Annotated in this window: 16 protein-coding genes; 8 read left to right on the plus strand and 8 right to left on the minus strand. The window is 68.5% G+C overall.

Features of this window, described 5'->3' with window-relative positions:
• Positions 1 to 86: 86 nt before the first annotated feature.
• Positions 87 to 548 (minus strand): type II 3-dehydroquinate dehydratase, encoded by a 462-nt coding sequence (gene aroQ / locus KEG38_RS28130; RefSeq protein WP_272423028.1) that lies wholly within the window; start codon positions 546 to 548, stop codon positions 87 to 89.
• Positions 545 to 901 carry a roadblock/LC7 domain-containing protein gene (locus tag KEG38_RS28135; RefSeq protein WP_136934686.1) on the minus strand — a complete coding sequence of 119 codons (357 nt, stop codon included), beginning with the start codon at positions 899 to 901 and terminating at the stop codon, positions 545 to 547. Before KEG38_RS28135 ends, aroQ begins: the two co-directional genes overlap by 4 nt.
• Positions 902 to 1,271: 370 nt before the next feature.
• Between KEG38_RS28135 and KEG38_RS28140 the strand changes: the two genes are divergently transcribed.
• Entirely contained in the window at positions 1,272 to 3,098 is a 1,827-nt protein-coding gene (locus tag KEG38_RS28140) for an aconitase family protein (protein ID WP_272423030.1), read from the plus strand.
• Between the two features lie 367 nt (positions 3,099 to 3,465).
• Here KEG38_RS28140 and KEG38_RS28145 read toward each other — a convergent pair whose 3' ends face one another.
• Complete coding sequence (locus tag KEG38_RS28145; RefSeq protein WP_272423031.1) at positions 3,466 to 5,484, minus strand: hypothetical protein; 2,019 nt, start codon at positions 5,482 to 5,484, stop codon at positions 3,466 to 3,468.
• 217 nt (positions 5,485 to 5,701) lie between these two features.
• Here KEG38_RS28145 and KEG38_RS28150 point away from each other — a divergent pair, with 217 nt between their 5' ends.
• Positions 5,702 to 7,111: a sulfatase gene (locus tag KEG38_RS28150; protein WP_272423032.1), complete on the plus strand. Its 1,410-nt coding sequence runs from the start codon at positions 5,702 to 5,704 to the stop codon at positions 7,109 to 7,111.
• A gap of 18 nt (positions 7,112 to 7,129) precedes the next feature.
• Entirely contained in the window at positions 7,130 to 7,642 is a 513-nt protein-coding gene (locus tag KEG38_RS28155) for a hypothetical protein (protein WP_272423033.1), read from the plus strand.
• Position 7,643: 1 nt separating this feature from the next.
• On the opposite strand, the gene KEG38_RS28160 is transcribed toward KEG38_RS28155, so the two are convergent.
• Positions 7,644 to 9,992, minus strand: a complete 2,349-nt coding sequence (locus KEG38_RS28160) for a DEAD/DEAH box helicase (protein WP_276073681.1) — start codon at positions 9,990 to 9,992, stop codon at positions 7,644 to 7,646.
• 103 nt (positions 9,993 to 10,095) lie between these two features.
• Here KEG38_RS28160 and lspA (KEG38_RS28165) point away from each other — a divergent pair, with 103 nt between their 5' ends.
• The 5 genes from lspA (KEG38_RS28165) (at position 10,096) to KEG38_RS28185 (ending at position 14,202) form a co-directional block, all read left to right on the plus strand.
• Complete coding sequence (gene lspA, locus KEG38_RS28165) at positions 10,096 to 10,743, plus strand: signal peptidase II (protein WP_272423035.1); 648 nt, start codon at positions 10,096 to 10,098, stop codon at positions 10,741 to 10,743.
• Positions 10,744 to 10,840: 97 nt separating this feature from the next.
• Positions 10,841 to 11,530, plus strand: a complete 690-nt coding sequence (lspA, locus tag KEG38_RS28170) for a signal peptidase II (protein ID WP_272423036.1) — start codon at positions 10,841 to 10,843, stop codon at positions 11,528 to 11,530.
• 7 nt (positions 11,531 to 11,537) lie between these two features.
• Positions 11,538 to 12,566, plus strand: a complete 1,029-nt coding sequence (locus KEG38_RS28175) for a prolipoprotein diacylglyceryl transferase (RefSeq protein ID WP_272423038.1) — start codon at positions 11,538 to 11,540, stop codon at positions 12,564 to 12,566.
• A 73-nt stretch (positions 12,567 to 12,639) separates the two neighbouring features.
• On the plus strand, positions 12,640 to 13,470 hold the full coding sequence (locus KEG38_RS28180; RefSeq protein ID WP_272423039.1) for a hypothetical protein: 831 nt from the start codon (positions 12,640 to 12,642) through the stop codon (positions 13,468 to 13,470).
• A 48-nt stretch (positions 13,471 to 13,518) separates the two neighbouring features.
• Positions 13,519 to 14,202 (plus strand): helix-turn-helix domain-containing protein, encoded by a 684-nt coding sequence (locus KEG38_RS28185; protein ID WP_272423041.1) that lies wholly within the window; start codon positions 13,519 to 13,521, stop codon positions 14,200 to 14,202.
• 365 nt (positions 14,203 to 14,567) lie between these two features.
• Here KEG38_RS28185 and folD read toward each other — a convergent pair whose 3' ends face one another.
• The 4 genes from folD to KEG38_RS28205 all read right to left on the minus strand — a co-directional run bounded on the left by folD (position 14,568) and on the right by KEG38_RS28205 (position 17,433).
• Entirely contained in the window at positions 14,568 to 15,431 is an 864-nt protein-coding gene (folD, locus tag KEG38_RS28190) for a bifunctional methylenetetrahydrofolate dehydrogenase/methenyltetrahydrofolate cyclohydrolase FolD (RefSeq protein ID WP_272423043.1), read from the minus strand.
• A gap of 27 nt (positions 15,432 to 15,458) precedes the next feature.
• A complete protein-coding gene (gene trxA / locus KEG38_RS28195; RefSeq protein WP_272423044.1) occupies positions 15,459 to 15,914 on the minus strand; it encodes a thioredoxin in 456 nt (151 codons plus the stop codon).
• Positions 15,915 to 15,995: 81 nt separating this feature from the next.
• Positions 15,996 to 16,877 (minus strand): hypothetical protein, encoded by an 882-nt coding sequence (locus tag KEG38_RS28200; RefSeq protein ID WP_272423045.1) that lies wholly within the window; start codon positions 16,875 to 16,877, stop codon positions 15,996 to 15,998.
• Between the two features lie 70 nt (positions 16,878 to 16,947).
• On the minus strand, positions 16,948 to 17,433 hold the full coding sequence (locus KEG38_RS28205; RefSeq protein WP_272423046.1) for a hypothetical protein: 486 nt from the start codon (positions 17,431 to 17,433) through the stop codon (positions 16,948 to 16,950).
• Between the last annotated feature and the right edge of the window lie 79 nt (positions 17,434 to 17,512).

Raw genomic sequence — 17,512 nt, forward strand, 5'->3', positions numbered from 1 at the left:
CGACCCGCCAGAGTCGGGGTGCTTTCTAGCGGAAGGATGGCAAAAAGGAAGGGGATTCGAGGGCGTCGGCGATGTGACGCTGGACGTCAATTTTCGCGCTGCTGCAGGTGGTAGACGAGGCCGAGCAAGCCGAGCACGTACGACGCGGGACCAAAGCCGGCGACGGTGCCGAGGCACGCGCCGGCCGTGATCGAGTGGTGACGGAACGACTCGCGCGCCGCGGTGTTCGTGATGTGTACCTCGACCACGGGCAGGCCGCTCGCGCGGATGGCGTCGTGCAGCACGACCGAGGTGTGGGTGAGCCCGGCGCCGTTCATGACGATGCCGTGAAAGCCTTCGTCCGCGGCGCGTCCGATGGCCGTCACGAGCTCGCCCTCGTGGTTCGACTGCAGGAACGACACGAGAACGCCTTCGCTCCGCGCGACCTCCTCGACGGCCTTGTGGATGTCGTCGAGGGTGGTCGTGCCGTAGATGGAAGGTTCACGCTTGCCGAGCCTGTCGAGGTTCGGTCCTGAGACGACCAGGACGCGTTTCGGCGAGGTGCTCACATGTCCTTCAACAGGACCGGCGCTTTGACGCGCAGCATGTACCGCGCCTTGCCGACGTTACCGTCGGGCCGTACGGAGACCGCGACGAAGTGTCGTTCGTTCAGCACGCGGATGACCGTCGTCACCTTCGCGGCCTCGATGGCGATCTCGGCGGTATCGCCGGCCTCGAGCATCTGGGCCGCACGCTGGATCGACTTGATGACGACGCTGAACTCCGCGCCGATCGTGTTGATGTCGAAGGGGGCGTCGGGCTTCGAGTAGCTGTCGACCGGGATGCCCTCGAAATCCATGAGGAGGCTGGCGATGCCACCCTCCGTGCCTTCGACGACCTCCTTGAGGACGCTCTGGAACATGGGCTGAAACCTTAGCGAAACCCGAGGCGGACGGGAAAAAGAAAGGGGAGGTTCGTTCGAAGAGCCTCGGATTTGCGGCCTGGCACCCCAGGACGTCCGTCCGGTCAGGCGCGCTTTCCGTCCTCCGATCGTCCTGACAGTCTCGGGGGAGCCACTTTTGCCTCTTGCATCCCGATGCCAACCGGGCCATTCCCGCACCTACGGGCCCGCCCTAACCGGCGCTTGACCCTCGTCCCGCCGAGCGGCTAACGTGCGTCGCGGCTACGTGCCCACCGACCCATCGCGGTGGCACCTGGTTTGTCCCCACGTATCCGAACGAGAAGGACGGCCCAAAGAAATGCGCGCACGAGCCGGGGATCCCCCCCGCACGATGCCCCAGAAGATCCTCGCGGGACGCGCCGCCGATCCGCAGCTCCGAGGAGATCTGGTCCAGGTCAAGGTCGATCAGATCATCCTGTCGCGATCGCCCAACCGGGCCCTCGGTGAGGCGCTCTCCGCCGGGATGAAGAAGACCCCGGTCGAGATGGCCGTGGCCTACGACGGCACCTGCGTGACCGACGCGCGCGCCCTCGCCGACGTGGCCGCCGGCGCGCCGCAAGCCGTCTCGCCAGAGCTGCCCGCGTACAACGTGCCCATCGCCCGCGGCGGCATCGGCTTCCCCGCGCCCGTACACCTCGAGCGCTTCGCCGCGCCAGCGAGGCTCGCGCTCACGGACGACGCGCGCCTCGCCCCCGTCGGCGGGGTCGGGATGCTGACCCTCGTGGTCTCCCCGAGTCAGCTCGGCCAGGCCCTCGCGACGGGATCGACCTGGGTGCGCCCACCGCGCAGCGTGCAGATCCACCTCTCGGGCCGCGTGCGCCCGTTCGTGTGCGCGCGCGACGTGGCGCTCGAGCTCCTGCGCCGGGGCATCGACGAGATCGTACGGCGCATCGAGGCCGAGCATCACGCCCCCGTGGTGCTCGAGTTCGCGGGCCCGAGCGCGCGCCTGCTCTCGGTCGCGGAGCGCGCGGTGCTCTGCGGCATCGCGCCCCAGGTCGGCGCCGCCGCAGCCCTGTTCGTGAGCGACGAGAAGACCGAGGTCTTCCTTCGAGATCAACGACGCTCCAAGGCGCACCGCGCCCTCGTCCCCGATCCGGGCGCGCCATGCGAAGAGGTCGTCTCGCTCGATCTCAGCACGGTGGATCCCCTGCTCATGGACGAGGCGGGGGTCGTGCGACCCGTGCGGGATCTCGCGGGCAAGCCCGTGGGCCAGGTCGTGCTCGGCGGCGACTCGGGCGTGACCCTGCGCGACATGCTCGCAGCCGCGCTGCTCCTCAAGTCGAAGCGTGTTCCTTCGCGGCTCGACCTGCTCGTCGCGCCGCCGTCGCGCCAGGTGCTCGAGGTCCTCGCGCAATCGGGCGCGCTCGTGGATCTCGTGGCCACGGGCGCGCGCATCATCGAGCCCGATCGGCGCGTCGTGACGGGGGAGCTCTATCCGCCGCCATCAGGGACGATCTCGCTGCGCACAGCGGAACCGGCGCCGCGCGTGCCGGGCGTGCCGTCGTTCGTCGTGGCCTCGGCCGAGACACTCGCGTACGCGGTGGCCACGGGGACCGTCGGGGATCCGCGCTCGTTCAAGCGCCCCGTGCGCGTGACCGTGCCGCGCGCGCTGCCCACCGACGACGTGCTCGTGCTGCGCGACAAGAAGGGCGAGGGCGCGGCCGCGGGCAAGTCGCCCGCGCTGCCGCCACCGGTGTCGTGGAAGGGGCTGCTCGAGCTCAACCTGATCGAAGGTGCATCCCGATCGGGCTCGAACGGCAAACCCGCGGAGATCCAGGCGGCCCCCGGAGGTCCGCCCACCACGGGCGGCGTCGTGGTCGTGCTCCGTTCACTGGACGAGGTCCGCGCCGTCGTGGAGAAGACGGTCGATCTGCCGGCGCTCCGCGCCGTCGTCGCGCCGTTCGTCCCGAGCACCGCGGTGGGAGCGCTCGCGAGCGAAGGCATCGCGACGTTCGAGGTACCGCCCGCGTCCCTCGACGGCTTGAAGGGGCAGAAGATCCTGTCCTTGCCCGAGCCCGCAGCCTGGGGAGACAAGGTTCGTGCGGTCGTTGGAGAGCAAACGATCGAGATGACCTGGCTCGCACTCGGCGCGGAGCGGACGTGGACGCACGCGGGCACGTCGCGCTCGCCAGGATCGTCGAAGGCCTCGAAGGCCTGAGCGTAGCGTAGCGCCGGGGTTTCACCCCGGACCCGACCAGGGGTTGTCCACCCCTGGACCCGGACCAGGCACGGCCTGGACCGAGGGCGGATAAACCGCGCGATGCGCGGTTTATCCGACGGGCCCGTGGCAAGACCACGAACCACCTCGCCAGCCGAGGCGGCAGCGCTGCACGCCTCGAGCAGACACGTCAGCGCTGCGGTTTTGACTGGCAACATCGTCGCCGGTCTTGCTTCGGCCTGTTCGATGAACTGCGCATCGCGCAGTTCATCGACCCTGAGTCCAGCGCTTGCACTGGTCCGGGGTGCAGGGGGCGGACAGCCCCCTGCGGGGGTGCGGGGCAAAGCCCCGCTCCGCGCATCTCACGTCACGGGGTTGGCAGCGCCTTCTCCAGCTTGATCGAGGCGAGCAGATCCCGCACCCGCACCGACTGCTCGTTCACCTCGATCTCGAGGATTGTCAGACGCTTCGTGATCTCGCCGAGACGCGTCGACGCCTTGCCGAGACGATCCGTGAAGTCCTGCCGCATCTTTTCGGTGTTCTGCCGCGACACCGTGTCCCGCGGGTCGTCCTTGATCTTCTCGATCGCCTTCAAGTTCCGCCGGAGCTGCTCGCTCTCGCGCTCGAGCGTGTTCTGCTCGGACTGGAGCTTGTTCCGCTCGTCGAGCGCCGTCCGCAGCTTGCCGCGTGCGTCCCACGCCTTCTTCAGCTCTGCCACCACGATCTTGTCGGCGCGCGGATCGTTCATGTAGGCCTTCACCGCGTCGTCGGCGAGCTGCGACAGTGCGTCGACCTGCCGCGTGAAGCTGCGACGTTCCTCCACGTCGAGCACGTTCATCCCGCGCTTCGGCGTCGTCTGCGGGACGAGCGCGCTGCCCGTGCCGACGTTGTCTTCGGTGCCTTTGGGCGGGTTTTCGAGCCGCGTGCCGGGCATCCGCGCGTGCTTCACGAGCGTCTTTGCGTCGAGGTCCGTGCCGTTCTTGATCGTGTACTTCGTGTGGTAGACCCAATCGCGCTCGATGTAGAGCTGCCCCGCCTCGATCTTCGCGAGCCGCGCGCTGAGCTCGTCCTCCGTGCGGTCCGTGGTCACGGCGAGACCTCGTTCGAGGGCGAACGGCACCGTCGCGACGGCACCGGGCGGCAGTGGATCGACCATGCCTTGCCCGAGGAATGCGCCGCCGTCGAACACTGCGATCGGCCCTTTTTCGAGGATGCCCTTCGTGTTGTTCGTGAAGCGCGCGACGCGGAACGGGTGCGAGAACGAGTCGCGCACGCCGCCGTCTGGCGAGAACAGGAAGATCGCCTCGCCGGGCACGCTTTGCGCGAGCAAGAGAACCATCGTCGCGCTCTTGTTCGGGATGTCGACGGCGAAGGGGAGATCGTAACGCGTCGTGCCGCCTTCCATCGCGACGGCCGCGAGCGCGTTCACGTTGCGCGGGTTCGACGGCGTCACCGGGGGCGGCATCTCCGTCGGATACGGCGCGGGCGCGGCCGCCTGGCCGGTGGCCGGATATCCGCCGCCGTAGTTCGCCGCCACGCGGCCCCTCTTCGCGGGCGCCGCCGACGAGCGTTTCGTCGACGCGCGCGGCGCGGGGCCGCGGCCCTCGCCGGAGAAATCTCCGTCCGCCGCCTCATCCTTCGTGGCCTCGGCCTCGGCGAGCAGACCGTCGAGGCTCTCGCCGCCCTCTTCGGTCCGCGACGCGTCCATCGGCATGGGCGGCGGCGGCGGAGGCGCGGACGCCATCGTGGGCAGGCTCGTCTCGCCCACGGGCACCGACGCGATCACCTCGCCTTCATCCGTCACCACGGGGCGCGGCGGCACCACGGGTTTGTCGAGGGTCGCCTGGAACGCGAGCGGCGCGCCCGCGACGAGCGACAAACGCACGCCCTTCCAGTCCTCGCCCGACTGGTTCTGCACGATGCCCCAGGCCTGCAGGTCCGCCTTCCCCGTGCCGGTGCTCTCGGCCTTCCCGATCACCAGGCGATACGAGGGCCGCCAGACCGGCGTCTCCGCGACGTACCCGACCACGAGATCGTGCTCCTCGCCGTCGAGCGTCAGCCGCACCGTCTCGCGGCCATCGCCCTTCTTCTTCTTCGGCGGCTTCGGAGGCTGCGGCGGCGGCATCGGCATGCCGTACCGAGGCTCGGGGGCGGGCGGCTCGGCCTCGCTGTCCTCGTCCTCCTCTTCGCCATCGCCTTCGTCCTTGTCCTTCTCGAGCTCGACCGGGAACGACGCGCTGCGCACGCTGCTCCCGCCTTGCTCCATCACGGCGAGCGTGGCGAGGAAGTCGCCGATGCGCTCGGTCCGGACCTTGAACGCGACCTCGGCCTCGTCCACGTGCCCAGCGCGCTCGTAGTACCCGACGCCGTTGCGGTAGATGACCACGCGCCGGAGCGCGAGACCGCTGGCGACGTCCGGTCCTCGCGCACATCCCGCGAGGGGGAGTGCGGAGGCCAGAAGGAGAAACCCACCCACAGCGCCCAGTCGAAAGTGAGAAAAGCGGCTCATTCGTTGCCTCGAACGCGCGAGGATACGTGGCCTTACACCAAAGTGTGTTGTTTTCGCGGCCGTCCGGCACGAACGGGGGTAGATAGCCGGCGCCATGCCCTCTGCTCTGCGCTGTACCGCGTTCCTGGCCCTCGTCGGGGCCTCCGCTGCCTGCACCCAGAACGGCGAATCCCAGCCGCCGAAGCCTGCCGCCACCCCGGCCGCCGAGACCACGAGCGCCGCCGCGCCCGCCACCTCGACCGCGCCCGCCGCAAGCGCAGCTCCGGCCGCCGCGACTGCCGCCGAGGCTCCGAAGGCCGCGCCGGCTGACGCGAAGGGGACGGGGCTCCCGAAGGACCTCAACGTCCTTGTGGTGACGGTCGACAGCCTGCGGGCCGACATGCCCTGGCTCGGCTACCCGCGCGACATCGCGCCGGTGCTCACCAATTTCGCGAAGACCGCGGTCTCGTACTCGCGGTTCTATGCCGTCTCCTCGTACACGGCGATGAGCCTCGGCGGCTTCCTCTCGGGCCGGTATCCGAGCGAGCTCGAGCGAAGCGGCTACTTCTTCGGGAACTATCCCGACAGCGTGCTCATGTTCCCGGAGCTTCTGCAGAAGGCCGGCGTGCGCACGTTGACCGCGCACGCGCACTTTTACTTCGATCAAAAGGCCGGCTTCCGCCAGGGGTTCGACGTCTACGAGATCATCCCGGGCCTCTCGGTCGACAACACCACGGACAAGAACGTCACGAGCCCGCAGCACGTCGATCTCGCGAAGAAGATCCTCTCGGAGAAGGCGAACACGGGCGGCCGCTTCTTCGCCTGGTTCCACTTCCTCGACCCGCACGATCAGTACATGCCGCACGACGGCATCGGCCCGTACGGCAAGTCGACGCGCGACAAGTACGACGCCGAGGTCACGTTCACCGACCAGCACCTCGGCAAGCTCTTCGAGTTCGTCGATTCGCAGGAGTGGGGCAAGCGCACGGCGATCATCGTGTCGAGTGATCACGGCGACGCGTTCGGCGAGCACGGCATGTACCGCCACGGCTTCGAGCTCTGGGACGTGCTCACGCACGTGCCGCTCATCATCCGCGCCCCGGGCATCGTGCCCCGCCAGATCGACGAGCCGCGCAGCGGCGTCGATCTCGCGCCGACGATCCTCGAGATGTTCGGCCAGCCGAAGGATCCGGCCATGCAGGGCACGAGCCTCGTGCCCGAGCTCTACGGCAAGGATCCCGAGAAGCGCGACGTGATCCAGGATCTCCCGCGCACGAGCGACAACGATCGCCGCAGGGCCTTCGTGCGTGGCGACTGGAAGCTCATCGCCGAGGGCGACGACGCGGGCTACCGCTTCTTCAACCTGAAGGATGATCCGGCCGAAAAGGTGGATCTCAAGAAGAAGAACGCGGACGAGTTCGAGAAGATCAAGGCCGCGTACAAGGACAAGAGCGGCACGATCAAGGACGTTTGTCCGAAGATGCGCGAGAAGCTCAAGGGCAAGAACAAGAAGAAGCCCTGCTGAAGGAAGGAGCAACGAGCCGTGGACAAACTCACGCGAGGCGCGTCGGGGCTCCGTCACCTCCGGTGGGCGCGGGAGATCTACGCGACCTTGGCCGCGCACGTGGAGCACAGCGGGCTCGACGCCGAGCCGAAGAAGGCGCTGCGCAAGGAGCTCGGGCGGCTCGACAACTGCATCCAGGAGCTCTCCGGCGCGGTGAAGGCGTACCGCGATTTTCTGGAGCGCGAGCGCGTGCGCTACCGCGGCGCGATCCGCGCGGCGACGTTCGAGCAGCGCGCCTCCAAGGGAGACCGCCTCGGCGAGGCGACGGCCGCGATGGAGCGTGAGTCGCTGCCGCGGCAGCGCACGCTGAAAGCCGCGCTGGAGCTCGCGATCGCGGAGCTACGCGCACACCTGTCCGAGATGGACACGCGGATCGCCGGGGTCGTGTCCGAGGCCTTCGTGGACAACCTCTATCCGCCGCTCACGAAGGATCGATCCCGCGTCGCCGACGTCGGAGACGACGACGACGACGCCGCGGGACGAGACGACTGACTCAGTGAAAGATCGAGGCGAGCAGCCCGAGCGCCGCCTTCTTCCGGATCCCGTCTCCGCTCGTCGCGCCCACGCACATCGGGCACCCGGCCTGACACGTGCAGCGTGAGACGAGCTGACGCGTCCGCGCCACGAGCTCGTGCGCCGACTCGTAGATCCGCTCGGCCAAACCCACGCCGCCGGGCACGTTGTCGAAGAGGAAGATCGTCGGATCGAACCCGGCGTGCGGACCCCCCGACGCCTGCGGCGGCTGGTTCTCGTCGTCACCGCCGTCGCCGAGCGTCTGCCCGATGTCCCGCGGATCGCACATCAGCGCGAGCGTCGAGACCGTCTCCAGCGCGACCGCGATCCCGCGCATCCCCTCGATCGCCGCGGCGCGGCCGAGCCCGAGCTCCATGCACACCTCCTCCGGCACCGTCAGCCAGAAGCTCGTCGTGTGCATCTGCATGTCGGGCAGCCGCACGTCGCCGTAGCCCGTGTTCTCGTGCGTGTGGAACTTGATCTTCTTGTACCCGACGATCTTCTCGACGACGCTCACCTCGCCCCAGCCGGACATCGCCCGGCCGAGCGGGGCGCGCGCGCTCTCCTCGATGACGGCCACCTTGCGCTTCGTCATCGCCGTCGTGAAGTAGTCCGGCTCGACCTTCGTGACGAACGCCTTGTGGTTCTCGTAGTCGAGTTTCTCCACCTGGTACTGCTCGCCGTCGTGCTGGTAGATGGCCTGCTCGTGCAGCATCGTGTGCGTCGAGCGGAAGTCGAGCTCGGCGAGGACCTTGCCCTGGGCCCGATCGATGATGACGAAGTTGTCCCAGCCCACGGTCCTCAGGCTCACGTGGTTCGCCGGGTACGCGTCCGTCGACCAGTGGAACCGATCCTCGGACTCGTGCACCACGCCGTGCCCCGCGAGGAAACGCAGCGCCGCCTCCGTGTTCTCGGGGTCCATTCCGCGGTAGTCCTCGCCGCGCAGGAAAGGCATCTCGAACGCGGCGCACTTGAGGTGCTGGATCAGGATCTCGGTGTTCTCCGGATCGATCCGCGCTTGCTCGATCTCGCCGCGCAGGAGGTACTCGGGGTTCGTCGCGAGGTACTGATCGAGCGCCGTCGAGTTCGCGACCATGACCGCGATGCTCGTGCCGCCGCGCCTTCCCGCGCGTCCGAAGCGCTGCCACGTCGCCGCGATGCTGCCCGGGTAGCCCGCGCAGACGACCGCGTCGAGCTCGCCGATGTCGATCCCGAGCTCGAGCGCGTTCGTGGCCACGACGCAGAGAATCTCTCCCTCGCGTAGCCCGTGCTCCACGCGCCGCCGCGTCTCCGGCAGATATCCGCCGCGGTACGCCATGATCGCGTCGGGCCCGACCTCGTCGCCCACGCGATCACGCAGATACTTCAGCATGATCTCCACCGAGTTCCGCGACTGCCCGAACACGATCGTCGGCACCCGAGCACGGATGAGATCCACCGCGAGGTGCACCGAGGCCTTGAGCGTGCTCGCGCGCACGCCGAGCTCGGCGTTCACGACCGGCGGGTTGTAGACGAAGAGCCGACGCGCCCCGCGCGGCGCGCCCGACTCGCCGAGCACGCGGATCCGATCTTCCGGCACCCCGAGCAGCCGCGACGCGTGCTCGCCCGGGTTCCCGATCGTCGCCGTCGCGCACAGGAAGATCGGATCCGACCCGTGGAACTGCGCCACGCGCCGCACCCGCGCGAGCACGTGCGCCACATGCGAGCCGAAGACGCCGCGATAGGTGTGAAGCTCGTCGAGCACCACGTACTTGAGCCGCTGGAACGTGCGTGCCCAGTGCGCGTGATGCGGCAGGATCCCCGCGTGCAGCATGTCGGGGTTCGTCATGACGATCGGGCTGCGCTCGCGGGCCGCGCGCCTCGCGTCGCCCGGCGTGTCCCCGTCGTAGACGATGGCCGGGATCGTGAGCCCCGCGTCGCGGATGAGCTTCTGCACCCCGGCCTCCTGGTCCCGCGAGAGCGCCTTCGTCGGGTAGAGGTAGATCGCGCTCGCGTCGGGATCGGCCATCAGCGACGAGAGCACGGGCAGGTGGAAGCACATGCTCTTGCCGCTCGCCGTCGGCGTCGCGACCACCACGTGCTTGCCCTCCTTCGCGGCCGCGAGCGCCTCGGCCTGGTGCGCGTAGAGCCGCGTGATCCCGCGTGACGCGAGCGCGCGGCGCAGCGCGTCGGGCAGGCCTTCGGGAATGTCGCGGTAGTCCCCCTCCGACGAGGGGAGGGCCCGGTCGGCGGTGAGGCAAGGGCGCACGTACCCGGAGGCGAGCCAGCCTTCGATCACGGCATCGACGCCCACGGGCTGCTTCCACGGCGGCAGCGGCATGGCGCGCATACTAAACGGATGTACCGCGGTGCGCCACCACGCCCCGGGGAACAAGGAGGCCCGCTGGGCCGCTTTGCAGGTCCATGGCCCATCGCGTACACATGGTCGACCCATGACCGGACAAGACGCCGAGGAAACACGCGCGGAGGCGCCCCCGAACGACGCCTACCGCCCGTCCCTGCTCTTCCTCGCCGTGGTCACGGTCGTGTCCGCCGCGGCCGATCTCGCCTCGAAGGGCTGGGCGAAGGCCGCGTTGTCCGGGGCAGACAAGGGCCGCGCGAAGAGCATCGAGGTGATCAAGGATCACTTCGACTTCATCTACACGCTGAACCCGGGCGGGGCCTGGAGCTTTCTCCGCAGCTTGCCCGAGAACCTCCGGCGCCCGTTTTTCCTCTTCGTCTCCTCGGCCGCCATCGTCTTCATCGTCTCGGTCTACCGCCGCATCCACCGCGATCAGTGGGCCATGCGCTGGGGCCTGCCCCTCGCGCTCGGCGGCGCCGTCGGCAACCTCGTCGACCGCATCCGCTACGGCTCGGTCATCGACTTCATCGACTTCTACGTCATCCGGAACGGCCGCGAGATCCACTGGCCCACGTTCAACGTCGCCGACATCGCCATCGTCGCCGGCGTCCTGCTCATGGCCCTCGACACGTTCCTGTCGCGCAAGACGCGCGGCGGATCAGGCGAGCCCGTGCCGCCTGCCGAGCCCTTGACCGCAAGCCCCGCGCCGGAAGCGCCACTGCCTCCGGGAGAGGCGTGAGGCAATTCGACACTGGACAGCCGACACGCCTCGGGGTACCGCCGAACACGCTACGGAAAGATTTGGCGCGCCCGCGGGGCGCACCATCGCGAAGACCATGACGGAAGAGAAATCCGAGGAGTTAGAGGCCGCCGGGGCAGGGGGCGAGAGGTCGAAAGAGCCGAGCGCGGAGGCCCCGGAGACCGGGGCGGGTGAGGCCCCGAAGGCCGCGCCGCCGTACCGCGCCTCGTACGCCTTCCTCGCCGTGGTCGCGGTCATCACGCTGGCGCTCGATCTCGGCAGCAAGTGGTGGGCGGTCCAGAATCTCGACAAGCCGTTCGCCCGCGTCGACCTGATCAAGGGTTACCTCTCGCTCGCGCTCGCGCACAACCGCGGCGGCGCCTGGGGCCTGCTCCAGAACGAGAGCGAGAACGTGCGCCGGCCGTTCTTCGTGCTCGTGTCGGTCGTGGCGATCGCCTTCATCGTCTCGCTCTACCGCAAGCTCGCCCCGAACCAGACGGCGCTCCGGTGGGGCCTGCCGCTCGTGCTCGGCGGCGCGCTCGGCAACCTCGTCGATCGTATCCGCTACGGGCACGTCATCGACTTCATCGACATGTACATCGGCAACGGCACCGGCCTCGACAAGCTGGTCGAGAAGATCTCGGGCCCGATGCGCGAGTACCACTGGCCGACCTACAACATCGCCGACATCGCGATCGTGGCCGGCGTGATCCTGATGGGCGTCGACATGTTCACGTCGCGCAAGAAGAGCGCGCCACCGAAGAAGGCCGAAGAAGCCTCTTCCTGAAGGAGCCATGCGACCCGAGCTCTTCCGCGTCTTCTACCTCGACATCGGGTTCCCGGCCTATTTCGGGCTGCTGCTCACGGGCTTCCTGTTCGCCACGGCCCTCGGATCCATGTGGGCGCGGCGAATCGGGCAGGACCCCGATGTCATCGTCGATCTCGGGCTCGCATGTCTGCTCATGGGCGTCGTCGGCGGGCGCCTGCTCCACGTCATCGCAGACGGCTACTTCTGGGACTACGTGCACCTCTGCATCGATCCCACGAAGGTCGACTGGCCCTACAACGAGGCCCAGTGCGGGCAGCTCGTGCCGCGCGGATCGGGGCTCAACGTCTTCGGCTGGTACCCGTTCGGCCAGGAAGAACGGGTCGCGCGCGGGGTCTGGGACGCGGCGCGCGGCGTTTGCCATCCGCCGGCGCAGGACTGCTTCGCGTGGGCGAAGTTCTGGCAGGGCGGGCTCGCGTATTACGGCGGGTTCATCGGCTCGTCGCTGATGGCGGTCTACCTGCTCAAGCGGGATCGTTTTCCCTTCTGGAAAGCGGCGGACATGGCCGGGTTCGCGGTGCCGCTCGGGCTCGGGTTCGGGCGCATGGGATGCCTGCTCGCGGGCTGCTGCTTCGGCGTGCGCACGGACGGGCCGCTCGGGCTCGCGTTCCCCGCGAACAGCCCCGCGAGCGAGGCGCAGTGGAAGCTTTCCGAGCTGCCCGGCATGAACCACGTCTCGCACCCCGTGCACCCGACGCAGATCTACGAGTCGGCCGTCTCGTTCGGGATCGCGGCCTTCTGTCTGCTCTACGTGCACGGCCGGAAGCGCTACGACGGCCAGGTCTTCGTCTCGTTCCTCGCGCTCTACGCCATCGGTCGCTTCCTGCTCGAGTTCCTCCGCGCCGACGATCGCGGCGCGCTCCTCGGCCTCTCCACGTCCCAGCTCATCGGCCTCGCGATCTGCGGCCTGGCCTTCGCCCTCCACAAGCACCGCACCCGCAGCTCCCAGGCCACGCCCCCGGCCTCCCCGACCGCAAAAACCGCAGCGGCAAGCTGACCGTCCGCGCAGGATCGATGCGCGCACCCCGCGAGGCATTTTGCCGTACGCGGGAAGCGCTTATCCTTGCGACATGACGATGCCCTCTTCGCTTTCGCTTCTCCTTCGTGTCTCCATGTTCGGGAGCCTCGTATCCGTCGCGGCGGCGTGTGGGTCCGCGGAGACCGATCTCGACCCGCGGTCTCCGTGCACCGGCCCAGGCTGCGTGAACCCGAGCGGCGGTTCCACCGCGAGCGGAGGCGGAGGCGGGCAGGGTGGCGAGGGCGGGACGCTCTCGAACGACGTGACCGGCAACGTGGGCGTGCTGAACGAGCCAAGCTTCGCGCAAATCGGCCCCTACGCCGGCGCCGCGACGATCTTCGCCACGTCGAGCACAGGCATGCTGCTCGAAGCGCCCTACGGCGACATGGTGACGAGCTTCAGCCTGCCCTCCGTGATCAGCGGGACGCCCTGGATCTTCGTGCGCGACGAGACCCTCGGGGCCACAGGCATTCTGTCCACGCACTCCGCCGTGCGCGTGCCCTCGTCGGGCCCCGTGACCCTGCCCGTGGTCGATCGCAACGTGCTCTCGTCGATCGCCGCAACCTTGCCCGCGCCCATCGTCATCCAGACGTCACGCGCGCACCTCATCATCAAGGTTTCGCGCAACGGTCAGCCGCTCTCCGGAGTGACGCTGACGACGCCGCTGCCGGGCGCAGAAATCGCCTACGACACAGGCGTCGGGCTCTACTCGAACCAGACGAACCTGACAGGCGCAGCAGGCGTGATCCTCGCCTTCGACGTCGATGCGCCCGCGACGGCCGAGCAACGCACATTCACGCTGACAGACGCAGCCCAGCAGGGCTTCATGATCCAGCTCCCGATCCAGGCGAGCGCAGCGACGGTCGCGGCGTTCACGTTGTAGACCTGTCCTTGACGGGATCAGGGCCATCCTCGAAAGTACGCGCCCCAAATGAAAGCGACGAAGGGCAGCAAGGCGCGGCCAGCGGAAGACGTCACCCACGAGGAGGCACCCGCAAAGCCAGCCGAGGAGACGCCCGAAGAGGGCGCAGCTCCGCCGCCAGGCGAGGCCGCAGCCGACATCGCACCCGTGGTCAGCGGCAACCTCAAGCGTCTGCGCACCGAGCGCGGGCTCTCCCTGGAGAAGCTCGCCCGCGCCTCCGGCGTGAGCCGCGCGATGCTCGGGCAAATCGAGCTCGGACAAAGCACGCCGACGATCAGCGTGCTCTGGAAGATCGCACGCGCCCTCGACGTGCCCTTCTCCGCACTCATCAACCCCGAATCCGGCCCCGGCGCGATGGTCCTGCCCGCCGCGCGCGCCCGCGTACTACGCAGCATCGACGGCACCTTCCAGTCGCGCGCCCTCTTCCCCATGGACCGGCCGCGCAGCGTGGAGTTCTACGAGCTACGCCTCGCCCCCCACGCCGAAGAACGCGCAGACCCGCACCCCCCAGGGACCGTCGAGAACCTCGTGGTGAACGCAGGCCGCTGCGAGATGACGATCGGCGCCGAAAAACGAATGCTCGGGACAGGCGACGCCATCGTCTTCGAAGCCGACGTGCCCCACGTGTACCGAAACCCAGACGCGGTCGAGACGATCATGTACCTGGTGATGACGTACGCGCAGCGGCTCTAGCTGGAAGGCTGTTCGCCGGGGTTTCACCCCGGGCCCGACCAGGGGTTGTCCACCCCTGGACCCGGACCAGGCACGGCCTGGACCGGGGGTTCAAAAACCGCGCGATGCGCGGTTTTTGAAAAGGGCCGAGGCAAGACCGGCGACGACCTTGCCGGTCAAAACCGCAGCGCCGACGTGTCTGCTCGCGGGTAGGGCAGCGCTGCCGTCTCGGCAGGCAACGCCGCTCGTGGTCTTGCCACGGGCCCGTCGGATAAACCGCGCATCGCGCGGTTTATCCGCCCTCGGTCCAGGCCGTGCCTGGTCCGGGGTGCAGGGGGCGGACAGCCCCCGCTGGGGTCCGGGGTGAAACCCCGGGGCGCCACGCCTCAGCCGGCAGCCACCTTCCGTGCCCACGCTGCGCGCGCTGTGTTTTGCAGCAGGCATGCGATGGTCATGGGCCCGACGCCGCCTGGCACGGGTGTCACGAACGAGGCGCGTTCTCGGGCGCCGTCCGTGTCGACGTCGCCGCAGAGCTTGCCGACTTCGTCGCGGTTCATGCCCACGTCGATCACGACGGCGCCTTCCTTGATCCAGTCGCGTTTCACCATGCGCGCGCGCCCCACGGCCACGACCAGCACGTCGGCTTCGCGGCATACGGCGGGCAGATCCTTCGTGCGGGAGTGCGCCATCGTCACGGTTGCGTTTGCTCCGAGCAGCAGCATTGCCATCGGTTTGCCCACGATGTTGCTCCGCCCCACGACGACGGCGCGTGCTCCTTCGAGCGAACGACCCGTCTCCGCGATCAGCCGCATGCAACCTGTCGGCGTGCATGGCACGAGTGCGGCTTTGCCTGTGGCCAGGTGCCCTGCGTTGATCGGGTGGAAGCCGTCCACGTCCTTTGCTGGCGACACGGCATCGATCACGCGATCTTCGCGGATGTGCTTCGGCAGCGGGAGCTGAACGAGGATGCCGTCGACGGACTCGTCTGCGTTCAGGGCTGCGATTTGATCGAGCAGCTCGGCCTCGCTCGTCTCGGCGGGCAGCCGATGGAGCCTTCCGCGCATCCCGACCTCGTTCGAGGCTTTTTCCTTGTTGCGCGTGTAGACGACGCTGGCCGGGTCTTCACCCACGAGGATCACGTCGAGACCGGGCGGACGACCGTGCTTTTCCACGAACTGCGCGACGTCTGCGCGCACCTCGTCACGCACCTTTTGCGCCAGGGCTTTCCCGTCGAGGAGGGCTCCACTCATGCGGCGGAGTCTAGGCAGAAATCTGGGCTAGGCCACGTGTGCGCGCCGGGGAGGGGTCCCGGCTGCGCGGTCGATCCAGTCGATGAGCTGCGCGGCTCGGACGAGCCCGGCTTGCGACACGACTGGCTCGCCGCCGCGCAGCACCACGAAATGCGGGATGCCGCGGACACCGTAGCGACTGGCGAGCTCAGGGTGCTCGTCGGTGTTCACCTTCAGCACGATCGCCTTGCCTGCTCGCTGGGCGGCGGCGCGGGCGACCTCGGGGGTCGCCATCCGGCACGGACCGCACCAGGGGGCCCAGAAATCCACCAGGACGGGCACTTTCGCGGTGCGGACGATGTCTCCGAACTCCCGGGCGTCGACCTCCAGGGCCTCGGCGAGCGGCGGGAGTGGGGATTTGCAGGCGCCGCAGCGACCGGTGTCGCTCAGACGCTCGGGGGGGATTCGATTCTTCGTCTGGCAAGACGGACAAGTGCGGATCACGGGGTACCTCGACGTCGAGCGGACGGGCGCGCATGGACAGCACGCTCGTTGCCCCGCGCCATGCGAAGGCCGTGCCGGCGCCTAGCAGTACTCCGCGATGATCTCCCAGCAGGCTTGGGCGAACTCTTGGTAGAGCGAACGATCGAGCTCGCGTAGCGGCTCGCTCATCACGCCGCGGTGCTCGGAGAACAGCGAGGTCAGCGCGCCCTCGATCTCGTTCGCCGTCTCGACCCACAAAAATTCCTCGATCGCGTTGCAAATCTGATCGCGGATCAGCGTGGGCACCTCGCGGAGTTGCACTTTGCCGTGTATCCGACGTGCGACCATCGAGGCGATGCGCTCGGCGTGCTCGGGCCAGCCGCGGAGCGCCTTGTGGAACGTCGAGCCGACGAGGCGCAAACTTTGCTGCGCCAGACGCCGCACGCGCGGCCTTTGCACCCGCTCCTCGTGCTCGGCGACCATCGACAGGTACTCGTCCGTCAGGAGCTTACGGAGGTCGTCGGAGAGCATGCTCTGCGACTCCTGCGTCAGCTTGAGCTCTGCGATCTGCGCGAGGAACATGTCCCGGAGCACGCTGAGACGTGAGATGAGCGTGCCTTCGGGGTTCGTGTCGAGGATCAGCGCGAGCGGATCGATGAGGTGCCGACCGAACGTCGTGAGGACGTGATCGAGGATGCGCTTCTGGTGTTGCTCGCGAGCGAGGACGGAGAGTGCGCGCGTCAGGATCTGACGGTTCGGCGCGTCCACGAGTACGTCGCCGGCGGCGGAGCCGTAGTCGTACATGCGGAGCGACGTGAGCATCTCGCGGAAGGCTTCGAGGTTCTCGGCCGTCCCGCCCTCCTCGCCGTAGACGCGGATGACGAGACCCGATCCGGCCTGGGCGAGGAAGAGGCGCTGGATTTCCTGCTCCACGTCCTGCTCGCTGATCAGGCCCGGAGGCGGGGGCGTAGACGGCTCGGGCATGGGGTTCCTTTCCTTCACGAACGCTGAACCTGTGTAGCGCGGTCGGGCTCGTCCCGGAACGAAAAGTTCGTCAGGGCGATACCAGGAGCCTGCGCGCGAAATCCCGCAGGGCCGTGGGCAACTGTCTGTCCTCGGCCACGCGGCGGATGTCGTCCTGCACCTGGCGGAGCTCCGACGGCAGGAGCCACGACAGCGCCAGGCGAGTCGTGTAGTGCATGTTCTTCGCGAGCACGGCGCGAACGATGCCGAACGCGGGGAAGGCGAGGGAGGCCGCAAGCTCCGGCAACCCCAGCGCGCGTCCGGCTTCTTCGAGCTTGTCATCGAAGGCGTCGCGTTTCCACTCCAGCACCTCGTGGAAAACATGCGCGTCTTCCGTACTGTACGGAGTGATCGTGTCGCCTTCCGCGCTCGCGAGCACGAACGTCCCATCGCCGTCGACGCCCACACGCGCGCCCGAGTCGAGCGTCACGAGCGGGAGGAAGGTGCGCCCTCCGAAAGGCTCACCCTTGCCCTCCGCCGCGATGGCACGGACATGCTGGCGGAACGTTTCGTCCATCGCTTGATTCTCTCATGAAAACGGCCCGCGAACAGAGCCCCGTGATAGGCTCTGCCGCGCGTTTCCGTCCGCGGCGATC

Origin of the sequence: Polyangium jinanense, assembly GCF_028435265.1 — a bacterium.
GTDB classification, from domain to species: domain Bacteria; phylum Myxococcota_A; class Polyangia; order Polyangiales; family Polyangiaceae; genus Polyangium; species Polyangium jinanense.